The sequence below is a fragment of the Streptomyces sp. NPDC000594 genome (assembly GCF_040299965.1).
Lineage (GTDB): Bacteria > Actinomycetota > Actinomycetes > Streptomycetales > Streptomycetaceae > Streptomyces.
This window is the reverse complement of sequence record NZ_JBEPCY010000007.1, coordinates 39259-61698: the sequence shown is the minus strand read 5'-3', so window position 1 is coordinate 61698 and position 22440 is coordinate 39259. Positions and strand designations below refer to the sequence as shown.

Genomic DNA, 22440 nt, shown 5'->3' with positions numbered 1-22440 from the left:
CAAAGGTGTATGCCCCCCGCGCCCTGCCGGATGCGGTCGTCTCCTCAGGTCGTCCACATTCCGCGAAACTTCCGCACACCCCGCGCGGCGATTCTCCGGTGATCCTTCCGCGCCGGACCCCCGTGCGGACGACTCCACCCGGGGCGACGCCAGGACCCGCTGACACGGGGCGGGGCGGAGCCGTCGCGACGGCTCCGCCCCGCACCCGGGGGTCTCAGCAGCAGCGCGAGGCCGCGGCCCCCTCCTGGTGGCGGGTGCGCATCCGCTGGAACTCCCGCCGGGTCGGCGGCTCGCTCCCCGGGCTCAGCCGGCGATGGCGCTCGCAGTGCCGGTCGTACGCCGACTCCCCGGTCAGCTCCCGCAGATACCAGTGGACCGCCCGGGCCCCCCGGCCGAGTGCCGCCCGCACGGCGCCGAGCGCGCCCTGTCCGGCCGGTCCCTCCCGGCGCGGGACCGTGGCGCTCACTCGCGGGCTCCCACCGGGGTCTTCGCCAGGTCCGGGCCGGTGCCGATGGTCGAGGCCACATAGGGAGCCTCGCTGGTCGGCGGCGGCTCCGGCGACCGCAGTGTCCGGACACAGACCAGCGCCGCGTTGACGATCACGGTGGTCACCAGGACCACGAAGACCACGATCAGTGCCCCGTCGACGGTGGAGTTGGTGACGATGGTGTGCATGTCGTCCATGTCCTTCGCGGGTGCCAGCACCTTCCCCGCGTCGATGGCGTCGGCGAACCGGTCCCGCTGGGCGAAGAAGCCGACCCGGGGATCGGGCGAGAAGACCTTCTGCCAGCTCGCCGTGAAGGTGACCGCGACCGTGAAGGCGAGGGGCACCCCGGTCACCCATGCCCAGCGGAACCGCCCGGTCTTGATGAGCAGGGTGGTCGCCACGGTCAGCGCGATGGCCGCCAGCAGCTGGTTGGCGATGCCGAAGAGCGGGAAGAGCTGGTTGATCCCGCCGAGCGGGTCGGTGGCCCCGGCGTAGAGGAAGTACCCCCACCCGGCCACCACCACCGCGCTCGCCAGCCAGATGCCCGGCTTCCACTGCACCCGGCCGAGCGGCTTCCACACATTGCCGAGCATGTCCTGGAGCATGAAACGCCCCACCCGGGTTCCCGCGTCCACGGTGGTCAGGATGAAGAGCGCCTCGAACATGATCGCGAAGTGGTACCAGAACGCCTTCATCCCCTCGCCGCCGATGACGTCGGAGAAGATCTGCGACATCCCGACCGCCAGCGTCGGGGCACCGCCGGTTCGGGCCACCAGGGTGCTCTCCTCGACCGCCTTGGCCGCCGCCGCCAGCTCCTCGGGCGAGATGGTGAAGCCGAGGTTGGCCACCGCCTGCGAGGCGGACTCCACGGAGTCCCCGAGCAGCCCCGCGGGCGCGTTCATCGCGTAGTACAGCCCCGGGTCCAGCACGGAGGCGGCGATCAGCGCCATCACGGCGACGAAGGACTCCATGAGCATGGCCCCGTAGCCGATCATCCGCACCTGAGACTCCTTCTCGATCAGCTTCGGCGTGGTGCCGGAGGCGACGAGGGAGTGGAAGCCGGAGAGGGCACCACAGGCGATGGTGATGAAGAGGAAGGGGAAGAGCGAGCCGGCGAAGACCGGCCCCGCGCCGGAGGAGGCGAAGTCCGTCACCGCGTCGGCCTGGAGCGTGGGCGCGGCGATCACCACCCCGAGGGCGAGCAGCGCGATGGTGCCGATCTTCATAAAGGTGGAGAGATAGTCACGGGGCGCCAGCAGCATCCACACCGGCAGCACCGAGGCGACAAAGCCGTAACCCACCAGACAGAAGACCAGGGTGGTGGGGCTGAGGGTGAAGGTGTCCGCGAGGGAGGAGTTCTCGACCCAGCCGCCGCCCACGATGGCGAGCAGCAGCAGGACCACACCGATCAGACTGGTCTCCAGGACCCGCCCCGGCCGCATCATTTGCAGATAGAAGCCCATGAACAGGGCGATCGGGATGGTCATCGCCACCGAGAAGGTGCCCCAGGGCGAGTGGGCCAGCGCGTTGACGACGACCAGCGCCAGCACCGCCAGCAGGATGATCATGATGATGAAGACGGCGATCAGCGCCGCCGCCCCGCCGACCTTGCCGATCTCCTCCCGGGCCATCTGGCCGAGGCTCTTGCCGTCGCGCCGCATGGAGAGGAAGAGGACCACCATGTCCTGCACCGCCCCGGCGAAGATCACACCGAAGACGATCCAGATGGTGCCCGGCAGATAGCCCATCTGCACCGCGAGGACCGGGCCCACCAGGGGACCCGCGCCCGCGATGGCCGCGAAGTGATGGCCCAGCAGCACCCGGCGGTCGGTGGGCTGGTAGTCGACCCCGTCGTCCAGCCGTTCGGCGGGGGTGGCCCGGGTGTCGTCGGGGCGGAGCACCCGGGTGACCAGGAACCGGGAGTAGAAGCGATAGGCGATGGCATAGGTGCCGAGGGCGGCGCCCACCAGCCAGACCGCGGAGATCTCCTCACCTCGGGCGAGGGCCAGGACACCCCAGCAGAGCGCGCCGACGGCCGAGACGGCGGTCCAGATCAGAACGGTCCTCGGGCGGAAGCGGGACGGGGGCGCGGATGAACCGGACACACATGCTCCTTCAGGGATCAGGGATCAGGGATCAGGGATCAGGGATCGGGGTCGAAGGTCAAGGTCGAAGGGTCAAGGTCGAGGGTCGGGGTTCGGGGATCGTGGAAGAGTTGCCGATCAGCGGGTTTTGGTTGACACGGAGTGTCCGGCCGACTTCCATGAGCGCCTGTCAGGGGATCGACCGGCCGACGTCGTGGCAGGTGGCGAAGGGAGATCCGGGACGATCGGGCCGGTACGGAGGGAGGACGATGAGGACCTCGACCGAGCATGCCCCGACCGCCCCCAGGGGAGCCCGGCCCCCCGCCGACCCCCGGTGTCCCACCCGTACCGCCGGACGGCCGGGGGAGGAGCGGGACACCGCGCTCGCCCGGCTCTTCGAGGACCACTACCCGGCGCTGCTCCGGCTCGCCGCGCTGCTCGGCGCCGACGACCCGGAGAACATCGTCGCCGAGGCGTACTACGAGACCTACCGGGGCTGGCGCAGACTGCGCGACGCCGAGCGGGCCGCCTCCTATCTGCGCTCCGTCGTCTGCAATCTGACGCGGATGCGGATCCGCCACCTCCAGATCGTCCGCAAGCACAGCGGGGCCGCGCTCGCCGAACCCCCCGTGGTCTCCGCCGAGTCCACCGCACTCCGCCACGACGACCAGCGGGCGCTGGTCACCGCGCTCCAGCGGCTCCCGGCCCGTCAGCGCGAGGCCCTGGTCCTGAGGCACTGGATGGGCCTCAAGGAGGGGGAGATAGCCAAGGCCATGGGCATCTCGCCCGGCTCGGTCAAGACCCACACCGCACGCGGCATCGCCGCGCTCACCCAGGTCCTGGGGAACCGCCGGCCGCCGTGAGCACCGCCACCCGCGCCGTCACCCCGCGCGGTGACGCTCAGCCGTGGTCACGGCGGCCGCGCCGGAACCGCCCCCGCCGCTCAGCGGTCCACCCGTACGGTACGGTCGCCCGGCTCGCGCCCCACCACCAGCACGCCGGGCACCTCCCCGATGGCCAGCGAGGCACGCCGCACCCGTGACTCCCACCCCGGCGGCCACAGCGTCCGCGCGTCCCAGCGGATCCCCTCCAGCGGCAGCCCCTCCAGGGACACATCCCGCAGATCCGCCCCCCGGAAGTCGTTCCCCGCCTCCTCCGCCTCGCGGACCGCCCGCAGCAGCGCCATCCCCGCCCGCTGCACCAGATCCAGATCGTCGGCCAGGTCCAGCGCCACCTCCAGCGCCCCCGCCCCACAGCTGCCGCTGTCGTCCAGCCGGGGCAGCAACTCCGTCTCCAGCAGCCCCAGCGAACCGCTCGCCCGCTCCGTCAGCCGCCCCGACCGCACCCCCAGCCGCTCCCGCGCCGTCTCCAGGAACGCGTAGCCCGTCAGCGCGGGCGGCAGCCGGGGCACCCGGGGCAGCACCAGCGCCCGCTCCAGCTCCTCGCCCGCCCGTGCCAGCGCCCCCCGGGCCCGGCCGGCCGGCCGCCCCTCCTCCAACAGCCCGATCAGCCACTGCACCGCCAGTTGGGCCCGCCCCACCGCCGTCAGCAGCCCCTGCGGACGGTGCTCCCGCGCGATGCGCAGCGCCTCCTCGCGATACTTGAGCCGGACCGCCGCCGGACGGCTCATCAGCCCGCCGTCCCGGGCCGGACGGCGCGCCCGCTCCCGCTGGCGCAGCCGGTCGGTGCGCTGCTCCACCGCCGCCAGGGTCTGCCGGTGCGCCGAGGCCAGCAGCCGCGCCAGCGCACGGTCGGGATCCCGGGGCTCCGGCGGCCCGCCCCGGCCCGTCAGCGCGTCCTGGACCGCGATCCCGAGCGCCCGGTGCGCCCGCGCCAGCACCTCGTCCAGACCCGTACCCGCGACGCCCGTACCCGTGAGACCCGTATCCGCCGCTCCCGTACCCGCCCCGGCGGCCGTGCCGTCCCGGGGCCCGGATCCGCCGCGCCCGGGGCCGCTCATCGGTCCGTCTCCCGGCCCCGGGCACCCTGCGGTTCCGCGAGCCCCAGCCACTCCTTCAGCGTGGCCCGCGCCCGGGAGAGGTTCTGCCGGACCGCCTCCGGACTGATCCCCATCGCACGGGCGCTCTCCTGGGTGGTGAACCCGTCCAGATTCCACGCCAGCGCGGACCGCTGCTTGGCGGGCAGCCGCAGCAGCAGCTCGACCACCCGGCGCTCCTCCGTGCCGAGTTCGACCGCGTACGCCGGGGTCTGCCAGTGGGCCGTGGGCGTCTCCGGCAGCCGGTCGTACGGTTCCTCGTGCCGCACCTGCTGCCGTAACCACGAGCGCCAGGCCACCGTCCGCAGCCAGGACTTGGGATGGGAGACCCGTACACCAGGACGGCACATCTGGGTGAAGGCGTCCTGGGCCGCGTCCTGGGCCTCGGCCCACGAAGCCCCGTTCAGCAGCAGGAACCGCACCAGCCCCGGATACTCGGCCTCGTGCAGCTCCTGTGCCAGCTCCCGGCCGGGCTGCGGCTGCGCCACGGCCCGGGTGGCCCTCAGCTCCGTCCCCGCCACCTCCTCCGCCACAGCGCTCACACCCCGTCCGGTGAGACAACGGCCCGTGCCGGGCGCGCCCGCCGCCGCAGTGTGGGGACCACCGGTTCCATGGAGACCTCCTGAGACCCTGGCGGCGCCGCTCCCGCACGGCGCCGGGGACTACTGGTGCGCCCGGGAGCCCGGAGTGTGACATCGCCCCGGCGGCGCGGGGGTGCGCCGTCCGGATCCCGTACCACCGCCGTCCGGATCCCGCTCCCTCGCCGCCCGGTCCCGTACCACGATCGCCGCCCCGGTCCCGTACCGCCGCCCCGGTCCCGCACCCGCCGGGTCCGGGCGAACCATGCCCCGCACCGGGGCGTCTGACGGCTTGTCCGGCCCTGACCGAACAGGGATATGCTGCCAGCGGTTCGGGATCTTGTACGACCGCGGCGGGGGCCGTGGCCCGGCAGCACCCGGGCCGGCAGTGATGTTCGTGAGCGCCCCGCCGGGAGCCCGTGCGGTCCGGTCCGCCCGCCGGGCGCTCCCCACCCTGGCTTCGGAGGCCCTGTGACCACCCCGCGCCCCGACGTCCCCCAGGACGTCTCCGTACCCGTGCCGCCGCCCGGCTGCCCCGCCCACGACCTGGGCCCGGACGGACTGCACCGGCTCTACGGACCGGCGGCGGAGGCCGACCCCCCGGCGCTGTACGAGCGGCTGCGCCGGGAGTACGGGCCGGTGGCACCGGTGCTGCTCCACGGTGATCTCCCCGCCTGGCTGGTGCTCGGCCACCGGGAGAACCTGGAGGTCATGCGGACCCCGTCGCTCTACTCACGGGACTCCCGCCGCTGGTCGATGTTCCGGCAGCGGCGGGTGTCCGCCGACTCCCCGCTGCATCCGATGATCGGCTGGCAGCCGCTCTGTGTCTTCTCCGACGGCGACGACCACGCCCGGCTGCGCGGCGCGGTCACCGACGGCCTCACCCACTTCAACCGCCATGGGGTACGCCGCCATGTCACCCGGCACACCCGGCAGCTGGTCGCCGCCTTCGCCGACCGGGGCGAGGCCGATCTGATACGGGACTACGCCGAGCGGCTGCCGATGCTGGTGATGACCCAGCTGCTGGGGATGCCGGAGGAGAACGGCCCCCGGCTGGTCGCCGCCTGCATCGATCTGATGAAGGGCAGCGAGACCGCCCTGGCCAGCAATGACTTCGTGGTCACTACCCTGCGGGCGCTGGTACGGCGCAAGCGGGAGCGCCCCGGCCGGGACCTCGCCAGCTCGCTGATCGCCCATGGGTCGGCCCTGACCGAGGAGGAGATCGTCGAGCATCTGCGGCTGGTGCTGATCGCCTCCAACGAGACCACGGTCAATCTGATCGCCAACACCCTGCGCCTGGTCCTCACCGACCGCCGGTTCCGGGCCAGTCTGTCGGGTGGTCAGATGACCCTGCCCGACGCGCTGGAGCAGGTCCTGTGGGACGCCCCGCCGCTCTCGGTGGTCCCGGGGCGCTGGGCGACCGGGGACACCGTCCTCGGCGGTTACCAGATCAAGGAGGGGGACATGCTGCTGCTCGGGGTCGCGGCGGGGAATGTCGACCCCCGGATCCGGCCCGATCTCGCGGCCCCGGTGCACGGCAACCGCTCCCACCTGTCCTTCAGCAGCGGGCCGCACGAGTGCCCGGGGCGGGACATCGGCCGGGCCATCGCCGATACCGGCATCGACACCCTGCTGACCCTGCTGCCGGGGCTCGAACTGTCGGTCTCGGCCGCCGAACTCTCCACCAGCGCCGCCTGGATGACGCAGCGGGTGGACACCCTGCCGGTACGGTTCGCCCCCCGGCCGGAGCTGACGTCGCCCCCCGGGTCCGTGGAGGGCAGCCGGCCGCCGGGTCCGGCGCCCGTTCCGGCGGAGCCCGGTCCGGCCGGGGCACACCCCGCGGAGCAGGGGCCGCGCTCCTGGTGGAAGTCGCGGCGCGGCTGACCCGTCCCCGCCCCCGCCGCCGGGTCCGCCCCCGCCGCCGGGTCCGCCCCCGGCGGCGGACCCGTCCTGCGGGATCCTGCGGGGTGCCCCCTCGCCCGTGTGCCTTCCCGGGTGCTCCCTGTCCATGTGCCTTCCCGGGCAGCGCATGCCCGTGTGCCTTCCTGGGAAGGGAGGGGGCGGCGGGAGGTGCGGGGCAGCCGAGGGACAACCGCCCGGATGTGGCTGAAGATACGTTTCTTTGAGTGGTCTCCCGAACGATCCCCTGAACGAGGAGTTCCCCCGTGGCGTCGTCCGTCGCACTGGACCGCATCCCCACCGCCCCCGGCGCCCTGCCCCTGCTCGGCCACACCCTCAGACTCGCCCGGGACCCCCTCGGCTTCCTCCGCTCGCTGCGCGAGACCGGGGAGCTGGTCCGGGTACGGATCGGCACCCTGCCCGTCTGCGTCGCCACCAGCGCCGGCCTGATCCACCAGATCACCGTGGCCCAGGCGCGCTCCTTCGAGAAGGGCCGTCTCTACGACCGGGTGCGCCCCCTGGTCGGCAATGGCCTGGCCAACGCGGGCGGCGAGCTGCACCGTACCCACCGCAGGCTGATCCAGCCGGTGTTCCACCGCTCCCGGATCGACGGATACGCCGAGGTGATGAGCCGGCGCGCGGTCGAACTCGCCGACTCCTGGACGGACGGCCGGGAGATCGCCGTGGAACAGGTCATGGGCGAGTACGCCATCGAGACCCTCGCCGAGACGATGTTCTCCACCGACATCGGCCGGCCCGCCGTCGCCGCCGTCCGGCGCGATCTGCCCGTCATCCTGAAGAACATGCTGCTGCGGGCGGCCTCGCCCCGGCTCCTCGACCATCTCCCGGTCCGCTCCAACCGGGACTTCGACCGGGCCACGGCGAGTCTGCGGTCCGTCATCGACACGGTGGTGGCCTCCACCCGGGAGGCCGGCCGCACCGGGGCGCCCGATCTGCTCTCGCTGCTGCTGGACGCGCGCGACGAGGAGACCGGCGCCGGGCTCACCGACGAGGAGGTCCGGGACGAGCTGGTCACCATCCTCTTCGCCGGGACCGAGACCACCGCCTCCACCCTCGCCTGGGCCTTCCATGAACTCGCCCACCACCCCGAGGCCGAGGAACGGGTCCTGGCCGAGGTGGACGCGGTGGTGGGGCGGCGCCCGGTCACCGTCGCGGACATCCCCCGGCTGGAGCATGTGCGCCGGGTCCTGGACGAGACGATCCGGCTGCACGGGGTCACCCTGCTGATGCGCCGGACCACCGAGCCCGTGGAGCTGGCGGGCCACCGGCTGCCGGCCGGCATGGAGATCGCCTTCAGCCTGTACGCCGTCCACCGCGACCCGGCGCTCTACGAGAACCCCGACCGCTTCGACCCGGACCGCTGGCTCCCCGGACGCCGGGAGTCGGTGCCCCGGGAGGCGTTCGTCCCCTTCGGCGCGGGCAGCCGCAAGTGCATCGGGGACGCCTTCTCCTGGACCGAGGCCACCATCGCCCTCGCCACCGTTCTCGCCCGCTGGCGGCTGCGGCCCACCGGCGGCCACACCACCCGTGAGGCGGCCTCCGCGATGGCCCACCCCGACCATGTCCCCATGACCGTACGGGCCCGTACCCCCTGAGGGCGGTACGCCATGGGCCCCGGCGGGTGCCGCCGCTCCGGCGGACCGGCGGGCCCGCCGCCGGTCCGGGGCACCACCGTCGGCTCCAGCGGTGCCGGTCGGCGTTCTTGCCGCCGCGCCCGCCCCGACGCATCCTGGGAACCGGGGAGCCGGACAGGGGATGGCATGACCGAGAACGTCACCGGGACCGACGGCCGACGATCCAGGGGAAGATCCGAGCCGGGAGGTTCCGACCCGCTCGACCCGTTCGCCCGCTTCGCCCGGGTCCGGGCAGCCGAGTACGGCTATCTCGACGAGACCCGCCATATCTATCTCGACCACACCGGCGCGGCCCTGCCCGCCCGCCGCCAGCTCCACGCCCAGACCGAACGCCTCACCCGGGGCGTCTTCGGCAATCCGCACACCGACAGCCCGGCATCGGCCCCCAGCACCGCGCTGGTGGAGCGGGCGCGGGAGCGGATCCTCGACTTCGCCGGGGCCGACCCCGCCGAGTTCACGGTGATCTTCACCGCCAACGCCACCGCCGCCTGCCGGCTCGTCGGCGAGAGCTACCCCTTCCGCCGCCGGACCGGGCTGCTGCTCACCGCCGACAACCACAACTCCGTCAACGGGCTGCGGGAGTTCGCGCGGGCCCGGCACGCGCGGACCGCCTATGTGCCGCTCGCCGGATCCGGGCTGCGGGTGTCGGAACCCGTCCTGCGGAAGGCGCTGGCCCGGCGGGGGCGCGGACTCTTCGCCTTCCCGGCGCAGAGCAACTTCAGCGGGGTGCGCCACCCCCTGGACTGGATCCCGTACGCCCGCGAGCGCGGCTGGCATGTCCTGCTCGACGCCGCCGCCTTCGCCGGGTCCAGCAGGCTGCGGCTGGACTGCTGGCCCGCCGACTTCACCGTACTGAGCTGGTACAAGGTGTTCGGCTATCCGACCGGGGTCGGCTGTCTGATAGCGCGCAACCGCGCGCTGGAGTTGCTGCGGCGCCCCTGGTTCTCCGGCGGCACCATCCAGGTGGCCAGCGCGCTCGGCCAGTGGCACCGGCTCGCCCCGGGCCCGGCCGCCTTCGAGGACGGCACGCTCGACTTCCATGCCATCCCCGAGGTGTGCACCGGCCTCGACTGGATCGAGTCCCTCGGTATCGACGCCGTCCACGACCATGTCGCCGCGCTCACCGACCGGTTGCTGTCGGGCCTGACCGGGCTGCGGCACAGCGACACCCGCCCGCTGATACGGCTGTACGGGCCGCGCACCACGCACTGCCGGGGCGGCACGGTGGCATTCAATGTCCTCGACCCGCTCGGCCGGGTGGTGGACGAGCGGATCGTGGCCCGGGACAGCTCACGGGCCCGGATCTCCCTGCGGACGGGGTGCTTCTGCAACCCGGGGGCGGGTGAGGCGGCCTTCGGGATCGGCAGGCGGCTGCTGGGACGGGTGGGGCGGCGCGGCGGAAGCGCGGACCTGGAGGAGTATCTGACCCGGCTCGGACTGCCGTCGGCGGGCGCCGTCCGGGTCTCGCTCGGTATCCCGTCGGGGCCGGGGGACGTGGACACCCTGCTGCGCTTCCTGGAGCGGACCTATCGCGACCGCACCCCGGCGGCGGAGGGGCTGCCGCCACGGCTGAGCTGCTGAGCGGTTGAGCTGCCGGGGGCGGTTGAGCTGCTGGGCGGTTGAACTGGGCCGCCGGCTCCCGGTGGTCCGTTCAGCGGCGGGCGCCGAGCGGCCGGGCGAGCGTGGCACAGCGGCGGTGCAGCACCCATCCGGCGAGCACCAGCAGCACCAGGGTGAAGGCGGTCAGCAGCAGCCAGCGGGTCCAGGGCGCGTGCGCGAAGGTGTCCCCGTACGAGGCGAGCAGCGGCGGTCCGAGCGCGGAGGCCCCCCGCGCCCACAGCTCCTCCACCCCGGCGCCCGCCCCCAGTGCCTCGAAGGCCCAGCGGTTGCTCATGGCGGCACTGAGTACCTGTCCCGCCCCCGCCATCAGCGGTACGGGCACGAACGCCCCGGAGAAGAGCACCTGCGGGAAGCAGAGCAGCGGCAGGGCCAGCGCCGCACGGGCCGGGTCCGCCACCACCGCCGAGGTGAGCAGCCCGAGGGCGAGCCCCGCCGCCGAGCCGAGGGCGGTGCTGACGAAGAGCGAGCCGTACACCCCGGCCCCGGCGGGCGGCAGCCGGTCCCCGGCCCGCAGGACGGCCAGCAGCAGCGCGTCGGCGAGGGCCAGCAGCGGCAGCAGCAGGGTGACCTTGGAGGCGATATAGGGGCCGAGGCGCAGCACGGTGAGGCGTTCGCGGCGGACCACGGCCAGCTCCGCGCAGATCTGGAGCAGTCCATAGGCGAGACCGAAGAAGAAGCCGCCGAACGCGATCCAGAAGAGCACCATGGCGGTGGCCGACGGGCTGGGGTGCGCCGGGTCGAAGACCCCGGGCCGGAAGAGCAGCGCGAACATCGCCACGATCATGAGGGGGGAGCCCACCACGATCGCGGCGGCGGGCCGGTCGCCGAGCAGCAGTTCGCCGCCGCGCCGGGTGAGCAGCAGCCACTGGGCGAACGGGCCGGGGCCGGTCCGCCCGGGTGACCGGCCCCGGGCGCCGGAGGACGACGGATCGGGCTCGGCGGGTGGCTCCGGCGCCCCGGGGGTCATGGCCGGGGGCGGGGACTCGGCGACGGCGGTCCAGACCTCGCCCAAGTCCCGTGTCCCGTACCGGCTCAGCAGCTCCTCCGGGGTGCCGGTATGGGCGGCGGAGCCGTCGGGGGCGAGCAGGACGACCTGGTCGCAGCGGCTCAGATCGGCGGGGGAGTGGGTGGTGAGGACGATGGTGACGCCCTCGGCGGCGAGGGCGGCGAGGGTGTCCAGGAGCCGGGTGCCGGTGGCCGGGTCGAGGCCCGAGGTGGGTTCGTCCAGGAAGAGCACCCGGGGGCGGGTCAGCAACTCCACCGCGATACCGGCCCGTTTGCGCTCGCCGCCGCTGAGGGTGGCGAGCCGCTGACCGGCCCGTGCCGCCAGCCCCAGCTCGCCGAGGACCCGGTCGACGGCGTCCGGGGCGGCGCCGCGCAGCCGGGCCGCGTACACCAGGCTGCGGCGGAGGCCGAGCCCCCGGTGGAGCAGATCGTCCTGGGGGACGAAGCCGAAGGGCACGGCCGCGGCGGCCGGTTCGCGTCCGTCGTGGCCCACCCGGCCCCGGGTGGGCCGGCGGATCCCCGCGAGGGTCTCCAGGAGGAGGGTCTTGCCCGTGCCGCTGCCGCCCGCGATCCCGGTGATCCGGCCGGGGGCGATGTCCAGGGTGATCCCGTGCAGGACCTCCCGTCCGTCGCGCAGCCGTACCCCGGCCCCGGTGGCCTGGATCCGTGCGCCCCGCGCCACCGTGCATCCGGTCTCTGTCAGTGCCCTCACCGTCCCGTGCGCTCCGGCCCGGACCACCGTACGGGTCCCGCCGACTCCCCAGCCCTGCCCCGGGTGGTGGCGGGGCACACCTGTGGGTCACCCCGGCGCCGCGCGGATCACCCGTGCGGGGCCGGCTCCCCGGGGCGGCCGGGGGCCGGCGGGACCTCCCGGGGACTCCGGTGGGATTTCCCGGGATTCCGGCGGGACTTCCCGGGGAGCCGCCGCGCGTCCCGGCCGTCCCGTACACGTTCCCGCGATCCGGTGCGAGGAGATCGTTCCGGCCTCTCCCCTGGATTGGTCCAGACCCATAGGGTGGCCGGTGATCCGGGCGCAACCCGCGCCCCCGGACCGGGAGGTACGGGTGCTCGCTCGCCGTTCACTGCTGCTGGGAGCCGGCGGGGCCGCCGCCCTGGCCGCGCTGTCCGCCCCCTCCGCCGCGGCGACCGGGCCGGGGGCGCTCCGGCTGCCGCCGCCGACCGGTGGCCGCCCCGTCGGCACCCGCTCGTTCCCCGTGGTGGACGCCTCCCGCACCGACCCCTTCGCGGAGCGGCCGGGGCCCCGGGAGCTGATGGTGCAGCTCTGGTTCCCCCTGTGCGACGGCGACGGCGGCGGGGGCGACGACGACAGGGCGGGGTACGGCACCACCGGGACCGGTTCCGTTCCGTACACCGACCGGGGGACCGCCGCGGTCCTGGAGGACTCCTGGGCGGTCCCCCGGGGGTCCCTCGCCCGGATCCGCACCGGGGTACGGGCGGCCCGCCGGGTCCCCCGCCGGCCCACCCTGATCCTGGTCAGCCACGGCCGGGGCGCCACCCGCTGGATGACCACATCCCTCGCCACCGAACTCGCCTCGCACGGCCATCTGGTGGCGGCGGTGGACCACACCCACGACGCCGCGGCGGTCCGCTTCCCCGACGGGCGGCTGATCCTCGGCAACCTCCCCGACGCCCCCGCCGACTGGGACACCCAGGACCGGCTGGAGACGGGGGTACGCGCCGCCGATCTGCGGAGCGTCGCGGACACCCTCGCGGCGCGGGGACTCGTACCGTCCCGGATCGGGATCCTCGGCCACTCGATGGGCGGTGCCGCCGCGGCCGAGGCGATGCGCCAGGACCGGCGGTTCGCCGCCGGGCTCGACCTGGACGGCGGGCTCTTCGGCACCACCGTCCCCGACACCGGCCTCGACCGCCCCTTCCTGCTGCTGACCTCCTCGCCCGAGCACGAGAGCTGGACCCGGTGGCGCGCCGCCCACCGGGGATGGGGCCGCCATCTCCTGCTCACGGGCGGCGGCCATCTCAGCGCCACCGACCTCACCGGGTACGCCGAGCCCCTCGGGCTGCGGACCACCTGGCCCGAGCCGCTCTGGCGCGAATTCTTCGGCACCCTCCCCGCCGACCGGGCCACCCGGACGGTCCGGGCCTGCGCGGTCGCCTTCTTCGGCCGCTTCCTCGCCGGCCGCCCCGCCCCGCTCCTGGACCGGCCGTCCCCCCGCCACCCGGACCTCGCCTTCCACTGGCTCCGCGACCACTGACCCCGGCCGCCGCGCCCGCTGAACCGCCGCCGGTCCCCGGAGCCCGGGGACCGGCACCCGCGCCGGCGCGAATGCTAGGGTGATCCACGTACCGCATCGCATGGCGGCCTCCCCGAACGATCACCCACGGAGGCCCAGTCATGCCCTCTTCGCCCTTGGTGCGCCCCTTCCACCGCGAGGACCGCGATCAACTGACCGCGCTGGTCAACGCGCACGCCGCCGCCGTCGTCCCCGGCGCCGCCGCCTCGGTGAACACCGTCCTCAGCAGCCTGGAGCGCTGCCCGGACGAGTACATCACCGACCCCTGGGTCGCCGAGCGCGCCACCCTGGTCGTCGAGCGGGAGCGGCGCATCGTCGCCGCCGCCCATCTGCTGCGCTACCGCGACGACGCCGAAGTCGGCCCCGACTACCGCGACACCGGCCAGATCTCCTGGCTGCTCCACTACCCGGAGGAGGGGCCGGAGCCCGGGGCGCCGGCGGACCCCGGCGCCGCGCACCCGGCCGATCTGCTGGCCGCCGCCTGCCTCGCCCGGCTCACCCGCTGGCAGGTCCGCTCCCGGCTGGGCGACGGCACCCTGCCCGTCCCCGGGGTCTACGGCGTCCCCGCCCAGTGGCCGCACATCCGCGCCACCCTGGAGCGCGCGGGCTTCGTCCACACCGGGGACACCGAGATCCTGCTCATCGCCCCGGTGACCGCGCTGCCCGCCCCGTCGGGGGCGCCCCTGCCGGGCCACACCCTCCACCGCACCCTCGGTGACCTCGGCACCACCCGGCTGACCCTCCGGGACGGGGACGGGGAGGTGGCGTACCTGGAACTCGACACCAACCTCGAACGTCCCGAGCGCCACGCCCGCTCCGGCGGCACCGCCGACATCTCGGCCCTGGAGCTGCCCGACGACCCCGCCCCCGCGCTGCTGCCCTGGCTCCTCGGCGAGGCCCGCCGCTGGCTGGAGCTGTGCGGTGTCGACCGGGTCCTCGCCTATCCGGACGAGGACGAGCCCGGGGAGACGGCGGCCCTCACCGCCGCCGGGTTCGGCGAGTTGACCCGTACCGCACGCGGCTGGGAGCACCGCCCCGCGCGGAGCTGAGCCGCCACCGCCACGGCGGTCCCGGAAGGGGGCGGCACCGGTCTTCCCCCCCCGGTGCCGCCCCGCCCGGTGTCCCGGCCGTGCCGCTCAGCAGTGCTGCTCGGCGGTCCTGGTCAGCGGTCCTGTTCGGTGGTGGCTGCTCAGTGGTGCTGGAAGAACACCTCGGGATGGGCCGTCGAGGGCCCGTTCAGCAGGGGCGCCGCCCGGCCGCGCAGATGCCGGTCGAGGAAAGCGGTGACATAGCGCCGGGTGACGATGACGGCCCGGTCATGGGGGATTCCGGGCTCGGGCAGACCGAAGTTGCGGACGATGACCGGATAGTCGGAGAAGGTCAGGTGGTGTGAGCCCGCGACGGTCAGCCATCGCTTCCAGCCGTCGAGGGTGGGCCAGGTGGTGTCCCAGGTGGTGTCCCGTCCACCGGGCAGATGGACCTCGTCATGGGTCCCCAGCATCAGGAACGGGCGTCCGCGCAGCCCTTCGGCGGGCAGGGTGTCCCAGAAGGCGCCGTCCATGTTGAACCCGGCGCGCACCCGGGTGTCCGCGACCATCGTGGAGAGAGCGCTCGCCCCGCCGATGGAGTGGCCGCCCATCCCGACGCGCCTCCGGTCGATCATCCCCGAGTGGCGCCAGGGGGAGCGGGTCCCCAGGAGCCGGTCCAGGACGAAGGAGGTGTCCGCGGCGCGGGCCGCGGTGACGATCCCGGGATGCGCCTCACCGCTGAAGATCGGCGCACAGGCGACACAGTCCAGCTGCCGTCCGCCGGGCACGGCGATACCGAAGGACTCATGGGCATGGTCCAGCGACACGACCACATACCCCCGGCTCGCCAGCTCCTCCGCGAGGGAGGTGAGGGTGTAGCGGGAGACGCTGAAGCCGGGGGAGAGCACCACCAGGGGGTGCTTGCCCCGGACGGGCCGGGCTCCCGGTCGGCTGTGGGTGCGCATCGCGCTCAGCCGGTCGGCGTCCACCGCCGTGTCGATGTTCAGCCCCTTGACGAGGGCCGCGGCCTCCCCGGGGGTGGCATAGGGGGCGGTCCGGCCGGACCCCGGGCGTGCCGGGTAGTGCAGGGTGAGCATCAGCTCGCGGCCGTCGGCGGTGGGCACCCAGGGGTCCTCGCGGGAGCGGTCGACGAGATGGAGGATCTCGCTGCCGATGGAGTGCCGTCCGGTGGGCCGGGGCAGGGTGATCCGCCCGGCGGGGACGGCGGGGACGGAGGAGGCGGCGGGTAAGGCGGCGGGGGCGCTCGCGGCGGCCGGGCCCACCGGGCCGGCGGGGGCGGCCGTGGCCGGGGCGGTACCGGCCAGGGGCAGGACGAGGGTGAGGGCGAGCGCGGCGGTCGTGGCCGCGCGCGTCCATCGGAACGTTCGGATCGAGTGGATCATGGGGCGAAGGCTAGAGGTCCGGGCGGCGGTGCGCGTCAGCCTCACGTACCGTCCGGGAAGGGCGGATCCCACGGTGGTCGGGTGTCCGGAGCCTTCCCCAGGAGGATGACGCGGGACCCGCCCCATGCCAGGATGCCCCGCCCGGTACGGCCGTGGCGCGTACCGGGCGGGGCAGGACGAAGGCCCCCGGTGGCGGATGGGCCAGGGACACCGCCGCCGGGGGCCTTCGAGTTCAGCAGGTGGGACGTACCGGGTCAGCAGGCACCCTGGTCCGTCCACACCCCCCACTGGCCGGTGGTGCCGGGCTCGTCGCCCTTGTTCCACCACTTGGCCTTGTAGGTGCGGCCCTTGTGGGACACGGTCGCGTTGGTTCCGTACTCACCGGTCGCGGTCCACGCCGGGGCGGTGCAGGTGCCGCCGCCCGGTCCGCCGGGGCCCGAGCCGTCGGTGGGCTGGACCAGGGTCACTCCGCGGGCCAGGTCACCGGCGATGCCGTAGGTCTTGCCGCCGAAGGTCACCGTCCAGTTGGACGGGGTCGACACGGGGGAGTAGTAGACGAAGTCCAGCTCCACCGAGGCACCCGGGGCCACCGTCTGCCAGGCCGGGAGCTTCAGCGAGACCCGGTGGAAGTCGCCCTTCAGACCGCCCACATTGTTACCGGTGTGGTCGCTGCGGATGATCGTGGTGCCGAAGCCGGACTGGTCCTTGGCGTTGTTCGGGGCGGAGGTCGCGTAGTCGAACTGGAACTCCGTACCGCCGGGCAGCGCCACCGTGGTGTTGTTGGTGATCTTCAGCTTGGGGCTGATCGGGTAGTTGGAGTCACCCAGGGCGAACTGGCCGAACTCCGCGTCCACGTTGATCACGTCGGTGGGCATGGCGGGCGCCGCGGCGGCCTTCTTGCTGCCGTACGGGGTGGCCGCCTTGAACTTGTCGTACATCGTGGTGGTGAGGGTGTCACCGGCCTCGAACTGGCCCTTGCCGGCGTTCCAGCCGTAGTCGCCGGCCAGCTCCCACATCATGGTGCCGCCGATGCCCTTGCGCACCACATAGTCGGCCTTGGCGGCGATGGACTGCTCGTCCTCGGTGGAGAGGAAGACCTTCTTCTGGGCGTTCCACAGCCACGGCGCGACCAGCGTCGAGTCGTACTTACGGGTGTAGGTGCCGGTCAGCGAGGTGTTGGCGGGCAGACCGAACTGGGGGAGGTAGTCGGGGACGATGCCCCGCTCCAGGTTCTTGGCGTGCCACATCGGGTTGAAGCCCGCGGGGGCCTCGACACCGTTGCTGTCGGTCTCGTGCCAGAGGTTGTCGACGCCGACCGCGCCGTCACCGCACTTGGTCAGCCCGGTGCCGGCCGGGCAGTTGGTCGATGCCGCCTTGCCCCACAGGCCGTCGGTGCCGCCCTGGACGTTCTTCCAGCCGCGGGAGTAGGACGGCAGACCGATGTTGATACGGCCGGCCGGCATGGAGCCGCGGAAGTAGTGGTAGGCCCAGTCGGTGTTGAGGTAGCCGATGCCGCCGTACTGGGACGTGGAGTAGACACCCGCCCCGGCCAGCTCGGTGTCCTTGCCGTCGTCGAAGAGCGAGGCCTGCGGACCGACGTGCTCGTTCCAGGTGCCGTGCAGGTCGTACGACATGATGTTGACGTAGTCCAGGTACTTCTGGACCTGGAAGGTCTCCATGCCGCGCAGCAGATAGCCGGAGGAGGGGGCGGCCACGGTCAGCATGTAGTGCTTGCCGTCGGTGGCGCCCGCGCGGTCCAGCTTCTCGCGCAGGGTCTTCATCAGCGCGGCGTAGCTCTTGACCAGACCGGCGCGGCGGCCGTTGGCGAGCGCCCAGTCCGCGGGGTGACCCGCGTCCTTCATCGTGGTCGGGTACTCGTAGTCGATGTCGACGCCGTTGAAGCCGTACTTCTTGATGAAGGCGACGGCCGAGTCGGCGAAGGTGTTGATGCCCGCCTGGTTCACCGAGCCGTCGGCGTTGGTCGTCATCGAGTAGAAGCCGCCGGAGCCGACCCGCTGGCCCGCGTCGTTGGTGTAGCCGCCGGTGTCCGTCCAGCCGCCGACCGAGATCAGCGTCTTCACATCCGGGTGCTGCTTCTTGAACTTGGTCAGCTGGTTGAAGTGGCCCTTGTACGGAACCGCCGGGTCCATCTCGGCACCCGCGACGCCCGGCCAGGTCATCCCGGTGTTCGCGTTGTTCGGTCCGTCGGTGCCGACAGTGATCTTGTTGGTGGAGTCGATCGCCGCGAACGCGTAGTTGATGTGCGTGATCTTGTTCCACGGAATGTTGTTGGCGAGGTAGGCGGGCCTGCCGTCCTTGCCGGTACGCCAGTTGGTGAAGTACCCGATGATGCGGCGCTGGTGGTCGGCGCCCATCTTCTCGCGGCCCTGGTTGTCGTAGACCGAGCAGTACGGGACATCGACGCCGGGCGTCTTGTACAGCCCCTCCGGGCGACAGGACTCATGGGCGGAGGCGGTGGTTCCCGCCTCGGGGGCGGGAGCTGCCTGAGCGGCTCCCGCCGAGAGCGAGCCGGTCAGCAGCGCGGCGACGGCGGTGCCGGCTGCGAGCAGCGACGCTCGGGTACGGGTGGGGGACAGCACGTTCTGATCCTCCTGGTGGGGGGACCGTGCCCGGCGAGGGGCTCGGGTGATCGGTATCGCTCAACAAACGTGGGGGTGGAGCGTTGTTGGAGCCGGGCGTGCGCACGCCCGGAACCGGATCCGCGGAGGTGAGCAGAGACTAAAAGGACTAGACCAGCCCGTCAATAGGTCTGGACCATTTAAACGGGGTGGAGTGATGCGGTCGGCGATGATTTCCTCCGGTGTGCGGAGTCCGACCCCCGGTCGCCCGTTCCGGCCGGCGCCCCGAAGGCGCGGGGCCGGGCCCCGCAACCAGTACATCGCAGCTCAGCACGGACCATGGACAAGGACCCTCAGATGACCGCAGACCGGACCCCGTTGGCAGGCCCCATCCCCACCGCGGACACCGTTCCGACCGCGGAACGGACCCCGACCGCGGACAGTGCCCCGACCGTGGAACGGACCCCGACCGCGGAGAACGTCCCGACGGCGGAACGGACTCCGTACGCCGGTGCGCCCGCCGACTCCCACGCCGTGATCCAGGTACGGGGAGCCCGCGAGAACAATCTCCGCGGGATAGACGTCGACCTCCCCAAACGCCGCCTCACCGTCTTCACCGGAGTCTCCGGATCCGGCAAGTCCAGCCTGGTCTTCGGCACCATCGCGGCCGAGTCCCAGCGACTGATCAACGAGACCTACACCGCGTTCGTCCAGTCCTTCATGCCCAGCCTCGGCCGCCCCGAGGTCGACGGACTCCACAACCTCAGCGCCGCCATCGTCGTGGACCAGGAGCGGATGGGCGCCAACTCCCGCTCCACCGTGGGCACCGCCACCGACGCCTCCACCATGCTGCGGATCGTCTTCAGCCGCCTCGGCACCCCGCACATCGGCACCTCCGGCGCCTTCAGCTTCAATGTGCCCGAGGGCATGTGCCCCCGGTGCGAAGGCCTCGGCGAGGTCCCCGACATCGACATCGACCAGCTGATCGACCGGGACCGGTCGCTCAACGACGGGGCGATCACCGTACCCGGCTTCACGGTGGACTCCTGGCCCTGGTCGATCATGGTCTCCTCCGGCTTCTACGACCCGGCCCGCAAGGTCGCCGACTTCACCGAGCGGGAGTGGGCCGACCTCCTCCACAAGGAGCCCGTCAAGGTGAAGGTGGGCACGAACAACTTCACCTACGAAGGACTGGTCACCCGGTTGCGGCGGACCTGGCTCGCCAAGGACCGCGAGGCCCTCCAGCCGCACATCCGCGCCTTTGTGGACCGGGCCGTGGTCTTCACCCGCTGCCCCGAGTGCGAGGGCAGCAGGCTCACCCGCGCCGCGCTCTCCTGCCGGATCGGCGGGGTCAACATCGCCGAGTGCTCGGCGATGCAGATCAGCGATCTCGTCGCCTTTGTCCGCACCCTCGACGAGCCCTCCGTCGCCCCGCTGCTCACCGGCCTCCGCGAGCTGCTGGACTCCCTGGTGGAGATCGGCCTCGGCTATCTGAGCCTGGACCGCGCCGCCTCCACCCTCTCCGGCGGTGAGGCGCAGCGGGTGAAGATGGTCCGTCATCTCGGCTCCAGCCTCACCGATGTCACCTATGTCTTCGACGAGCCGACGACAGGGCTCCACCCGCATGACGTCCAGCGGATGAACGATCTGCTGCTGAGGCTGCGGGACAAGGGCAACACCGTGCTGGTGGTGGAGCACAAGCCCGAGGTCATCGCCATCGCCGACCATGTCGTGGACATCGGCCCCGGCGCGGGCGAGGCGGGCGGCACCCTCTGCTACAGCGGCGATGTCGCCGGACTGCGCGCCTCCGGCACCCTCACCGGACGCCATCTCGGCCACCGGGCCCGGCTGCGCGAGCGGGTGCGCACCCCGCGGGGCCACCTCGCCATCCGGGGCGCCGACCTCCACAACCTCCAGGATGTCTCCGTCGACATCCCCACCGGGGTGCTCACGGTGGTGACCGGCGTCGCGGGCTCCGGCAAAAGCTCCCTGATCCATGGCTATCTCGCGCCGCGCGAGGGAGTCGTCGTCGCCGACCAGTCCCCGATCCGCGGCTCGCGCCGCTCCAACCCCGCCACCTACACCGGGCTGCTCGGCCCGATCCGCAACGCCTTCGCCAAGGCCAATGGAGTCCGGCCCGCGCTCTTCAGCGCCAACTCCGAGGGGGCCTGCCCCACCTGCAACGGGCTCGGACTCATCCATACCGAGCTGGCGATGATGGCCCCCACCGCCTCCGTCTGCGAGGAGTGCGAGGGCCGGCGGTTCACCCCGGAGGTGCTCTCCTACCGGCTGCGCGGCAAGAACATCAGTGAGGTGCTCGCCCTGTCGGTGACCGAGGCGTACGCCTTCTTCCCCACCGGACAGCCCCACACCCTGCTCGGCCGGCTCCAGGACGTGGGGCTCGGCTATCTGCGGCTCGGCCAGCCGCTGAACACCCTCTCCGGGGGCGAGCGCCAGCGGCTGAAGCTCGCCATCCACATGGCGGAGAAGTCCTCCGTCTATGTCCTCGACGAGCCCACCACCGGACTGCACCTGGCCGATGTGGACCAGCTGCTCGCCCTTCTCGACCGGCTGGTCGAGGAGGGGAACACGGTCGTCGTCATCGAGCACCATCTGGCGGTGATGGCCCACGCCGACTGGCTGATCGACATCGGTCCGGGCGGCGGACACGACGGCGGGCGGGTGGTCTTCACCGGTACCCCCGCCGATCTGGTCGCGGGCGCGGACACCCGGACGGCGGAGCATCTGCGCCGCTACACCGCCGGAGCCGGAGCCGGAGTCTGACCCGGAGGCCCGACGGCCTGGAGGCCCGACGGCCCGGAGGCCCGGCGGCCTGGAGGCCCGGCGGCTCGGCGGACGAGGGCCGTCCGCCGGGCCCGCCGCGCCACGCCGGTAAACCACGCTTTCGGGTGGCGGTGGAGAACCGTTTGACCGAGGAGAGCCGCGGCTAACCTGGCCGTCTGGGTGTCCTCCTCGTGCCGCCCCCGCGGCATTCCGCCGTCCGTCCACCGGGCGGCGTCCCAGGGACCGGAGGGAGAGCCGCCGTGCCGGACCGCCCGCGCGCCGACCACCGTACCGCCGCAGCCCCGCCCCTGCCGCCCCCGCCCCTGCCGCCACCGGCGCCGCCGCCCGGACCGCCGGGCCCGGAGCGGGAGCTGCCCCGGGCGGACGGGATCTGGTCCGGGCGCTGGCAGATGGACCATGACGGCTGGCACGGCGAGCTGGTCCTCGACCCCCTGCCCGGCGGTGGCGCGGGCACCGCCCCGGATGTGCCCGTCAGGCTGGGCTGTTATCGCCGCGCCGGGCGCCGCTATGCGGTGCACGGCTTCACCGTGCAGCACGGCCGGGGGCTGCGCTTCCGGGTCGACCAGACCCAGGACCAGGAGTTCCAGGCCTATCTCTGCGGCGGTGACGCGGCCCGCGCGGCCGGCTGGACCGACTGGAGGGGGACCCCCTTCGGGCTCAGCCTGAGCCGCTCCGCCCGGCCCGGTCCGCCCGCCCAGGGCTTCACCGCCGCCGACTGGCCCGGTGTCTGGGTGATGGACCACGACGGCCGCCGGGGCAGGCTGGACATCTCCTCGGTCCGGCCGTTCGCCGCCCAGTACACCCCCGCGCAGGGGCGCGGCGCCCTGCCCGCCTTCGGTGGGCCGGACGGGCGCCGCCCCCATATCCTCGATCTCACCATCCCCTTCCCCGGCGGCTGCCGCAGTCTGCGGCTGCTCGCCCACACCTGGGAGCGGGATGTCTTCTCCGGCCACACCTCCTGGGGCGGGCTGCTCTCCGGGGTGCGGGGCCACCGGGTCTGATCCGGCGGGCCCGGCCGGGTGCCACGG

At 73.3% G+C, this 22440-nt stretch carries 15 protein-coding genes; 8 read left to right on the top strand and 7 right to left on the bottom strand.

The features are described 5' to 3' along the window. Positions 1-214 precede the first annotated feature (214 nt). On the bottom strand, positions 215-466 hold the full coding sequence (locus tag ABT354_RS13035; protein ID WP_351492721.1) for a YbdD/YjiX family protein: 252 nt from the start codon (positions 464-466) through the stop codon (positions 215-217). Next, on the bottom strand, positions 463-2592 hold the full coding sequence (locus ABT354_RS13030) for a carbon starvation CstA family protein (RefSeq protein ID WP_351492719.1): 2130 nt from the start codon (positions 2590-2592) through the stop codon (positions 463-465). Before ABT354_RS13030 ends, ABT354_RS13035 begins: the two co-directional genes overlap by 4 nt. 248 nt (positions 2593-2840) lie before the next feature. Between ABT354_RS13030 and ABT354_RS13025 the strand changes: the two genes are divergently transcribed. Beyond that, positions 2841-3434: a sigma-70 family RNA polymerase sigma factor gene (locus tag ABT354_RS13025; protein ID WP_351492716.1), complete on the top strand. Its 594-nt coding sequence runs from the start codon at positions 2841-2843 to the stop codon at positions 3432-3434. Positions 3435-3514: 80 nt separating this feature from the next. On the opposite strand, the gene ABT354_RS13020 is transcribed toward ABT354_RS13025, so the two are convergent. Both ABT354_RS13020 and ABT354_RS13015 read right to left on the bottom strand, forming a co-directional pair. Beyond that, positions 3515-4531, bottom strand: a complete 1017-nt coding sequence (locus tag ABT354_RS13020) for a hypothetical protein (RefSeq protein ID WP_351492714.1) — start codon at positions 4529-4531, stop codon at positions 3515-3517. After that, entirely contained in the window at positions 4528-5109 is a 582-nt protein-coding gene (locus tag ABT354_RS13015; protein WP_351492712.1) for an RNA polymerase sigma factor, read from the bottom strand. Before ABT354_RS13015 ends, ABT354_RS13020 begins: the two co-directional genes overlap by 4 nt. A gap of 507 nt (positions 5110-5616) precedes the next feature. On the opposite strand from ABT354_RS13015, the gene ABT354_RS13010 reads away from it, so the two are divergent. The 3 genes from ABT354_RS13010 (at position 5617) to ABT354_RS13000 (ending at position 10280) form a co-directional block, all read left to right on the top strand. Beyond that, positions 5617-7029 (top strand): cytochrome P450, encoded by a 1413-nt coding sequence (locus tag ABT354_RS13010; protein WP_351492710.1) that lies wholly within the window; start codon positions 5617-5619, stop codon positions 7027-7029. A gap of 281 nt (positions 7030-7310) precedes the next feature. Next, positions 7311-8660 (top strand): cytochrome P450, encoded by a 1350-nt coding sequence (locus ABT354_RS13005; RefSeq protein WP_351492708.1) that lies wholly within the window; start codon positions 7311-7313, stop codon positions 8658-8660. Between the two features lie 165 nt (positions 8661-8825). Then, entirely contained in the window at positions 8826-10280 is a 1455-nt protein-coding gene (locus tag ABT354_RS13000) for an aminotransferase class V-fold PLP-dependent enzyme (RefSeq protein WP_351492706.1), read from the top strand. A gap of 70 nt (positions 10281-10350) precedes the next feature. Here ABT354_RS13000 and ABT354_RS12995 read toward each other — a convergent pair whose 3' ends face one another. After that, positions 10351-12036 carry an ATP-binding cassette domain-containing protein gene (locus ABT354_RS12995; protein ID WP_351492704.1) on the bottom strand — a complete coding sequence of 562 codons (1686 nt, stop codon included), beginning with the start codon at positions 12034-12036 and terminating at the stop codon, positions 10351-10353. Between the two features lie 352 nt (positions 12037-12388). Between ABT354_RS12995 and ABT354_RS12990 the strand changes: the two genes are divergently transcribed. Then, a complete protein-coding gene (locus ABT354_RS12990) occupies positions 12389-13558 on the top strand; it encodes an alpha/beta hydrolase (RefSeq protein WP_351492701.1) in 1170 nt (389 codons plus the stop codon). A gap of 140 nt (positions 13559-13698) precedes the next feature. Further along, on the top strand, positions 13699-14646 hold the full coding sequence (locus ABT354_RS12985) for an N-acetyltransferase (protein ID WP_351492699.1): 948 nt from the start codon (positions 13699-13701) through the stop codon (positions 14644-14646). A gap of 140 nt (positions 14647-14786) precedes the next feature. Here the strand turns inward: ABT354_RS12985 and ABT354_RS12980 are convergent, their stop codons facing one another. Both ABT354_RS12980 and ABT354_RS12975 read right to left on the bottom strand, forming a co-directional pair. Then, complete coding sequence (locus ABT354_RS12980) at positions 14787-16028, bottom strand: alpha/beta hydrolase family protein (protein WP_351492697.1); 1242 nt, start codon at positions 16026-16028, stop codon at positions 14787-14789. A gap of 254 nt (positions 16029-16282) precedes the next feature. Further along, positions 16283-18628, bottom strand: a complete 2346-nt coding sequence (locus tag ABT354_RS12975) for a chitinase C-terminal domain-containing protein (protein ID WP_351492695.1) — start codon at positions 18626-18628, stop codon at positions 16283-16285. 336 nt (positions 18629-18964) lie between these two features. Between ABT354_RS12975 and ABT354_RS12970 the strand changes: the two genes are divergently transcribed. Then, positions 18965-21391 (top strand): ATP-binding cassette domain-containing protein, encoded by a 2427-nt coding sequence (locus ABT354_RS12970; protein ID WP_351492693.1) that lies wholly within the window; start codon positions 18965-18967, stop codon positions 21389-21391. A gap of 260 nt (positions 21392-21651) precedes the next feature. Beyond that, the gene (locus ABT354_RS12965; protein ID WP_351492691.1) at positions 21652-22413 is read left to right on the top strand and encodes a hypothetical protein; all 762 of its coding nucleotides are present in this window, start codon (positions 21652-21654) and stop codon (positions 22411-22413) included. Positions 22414-22440: the final 27 nt, after the last annotated feature.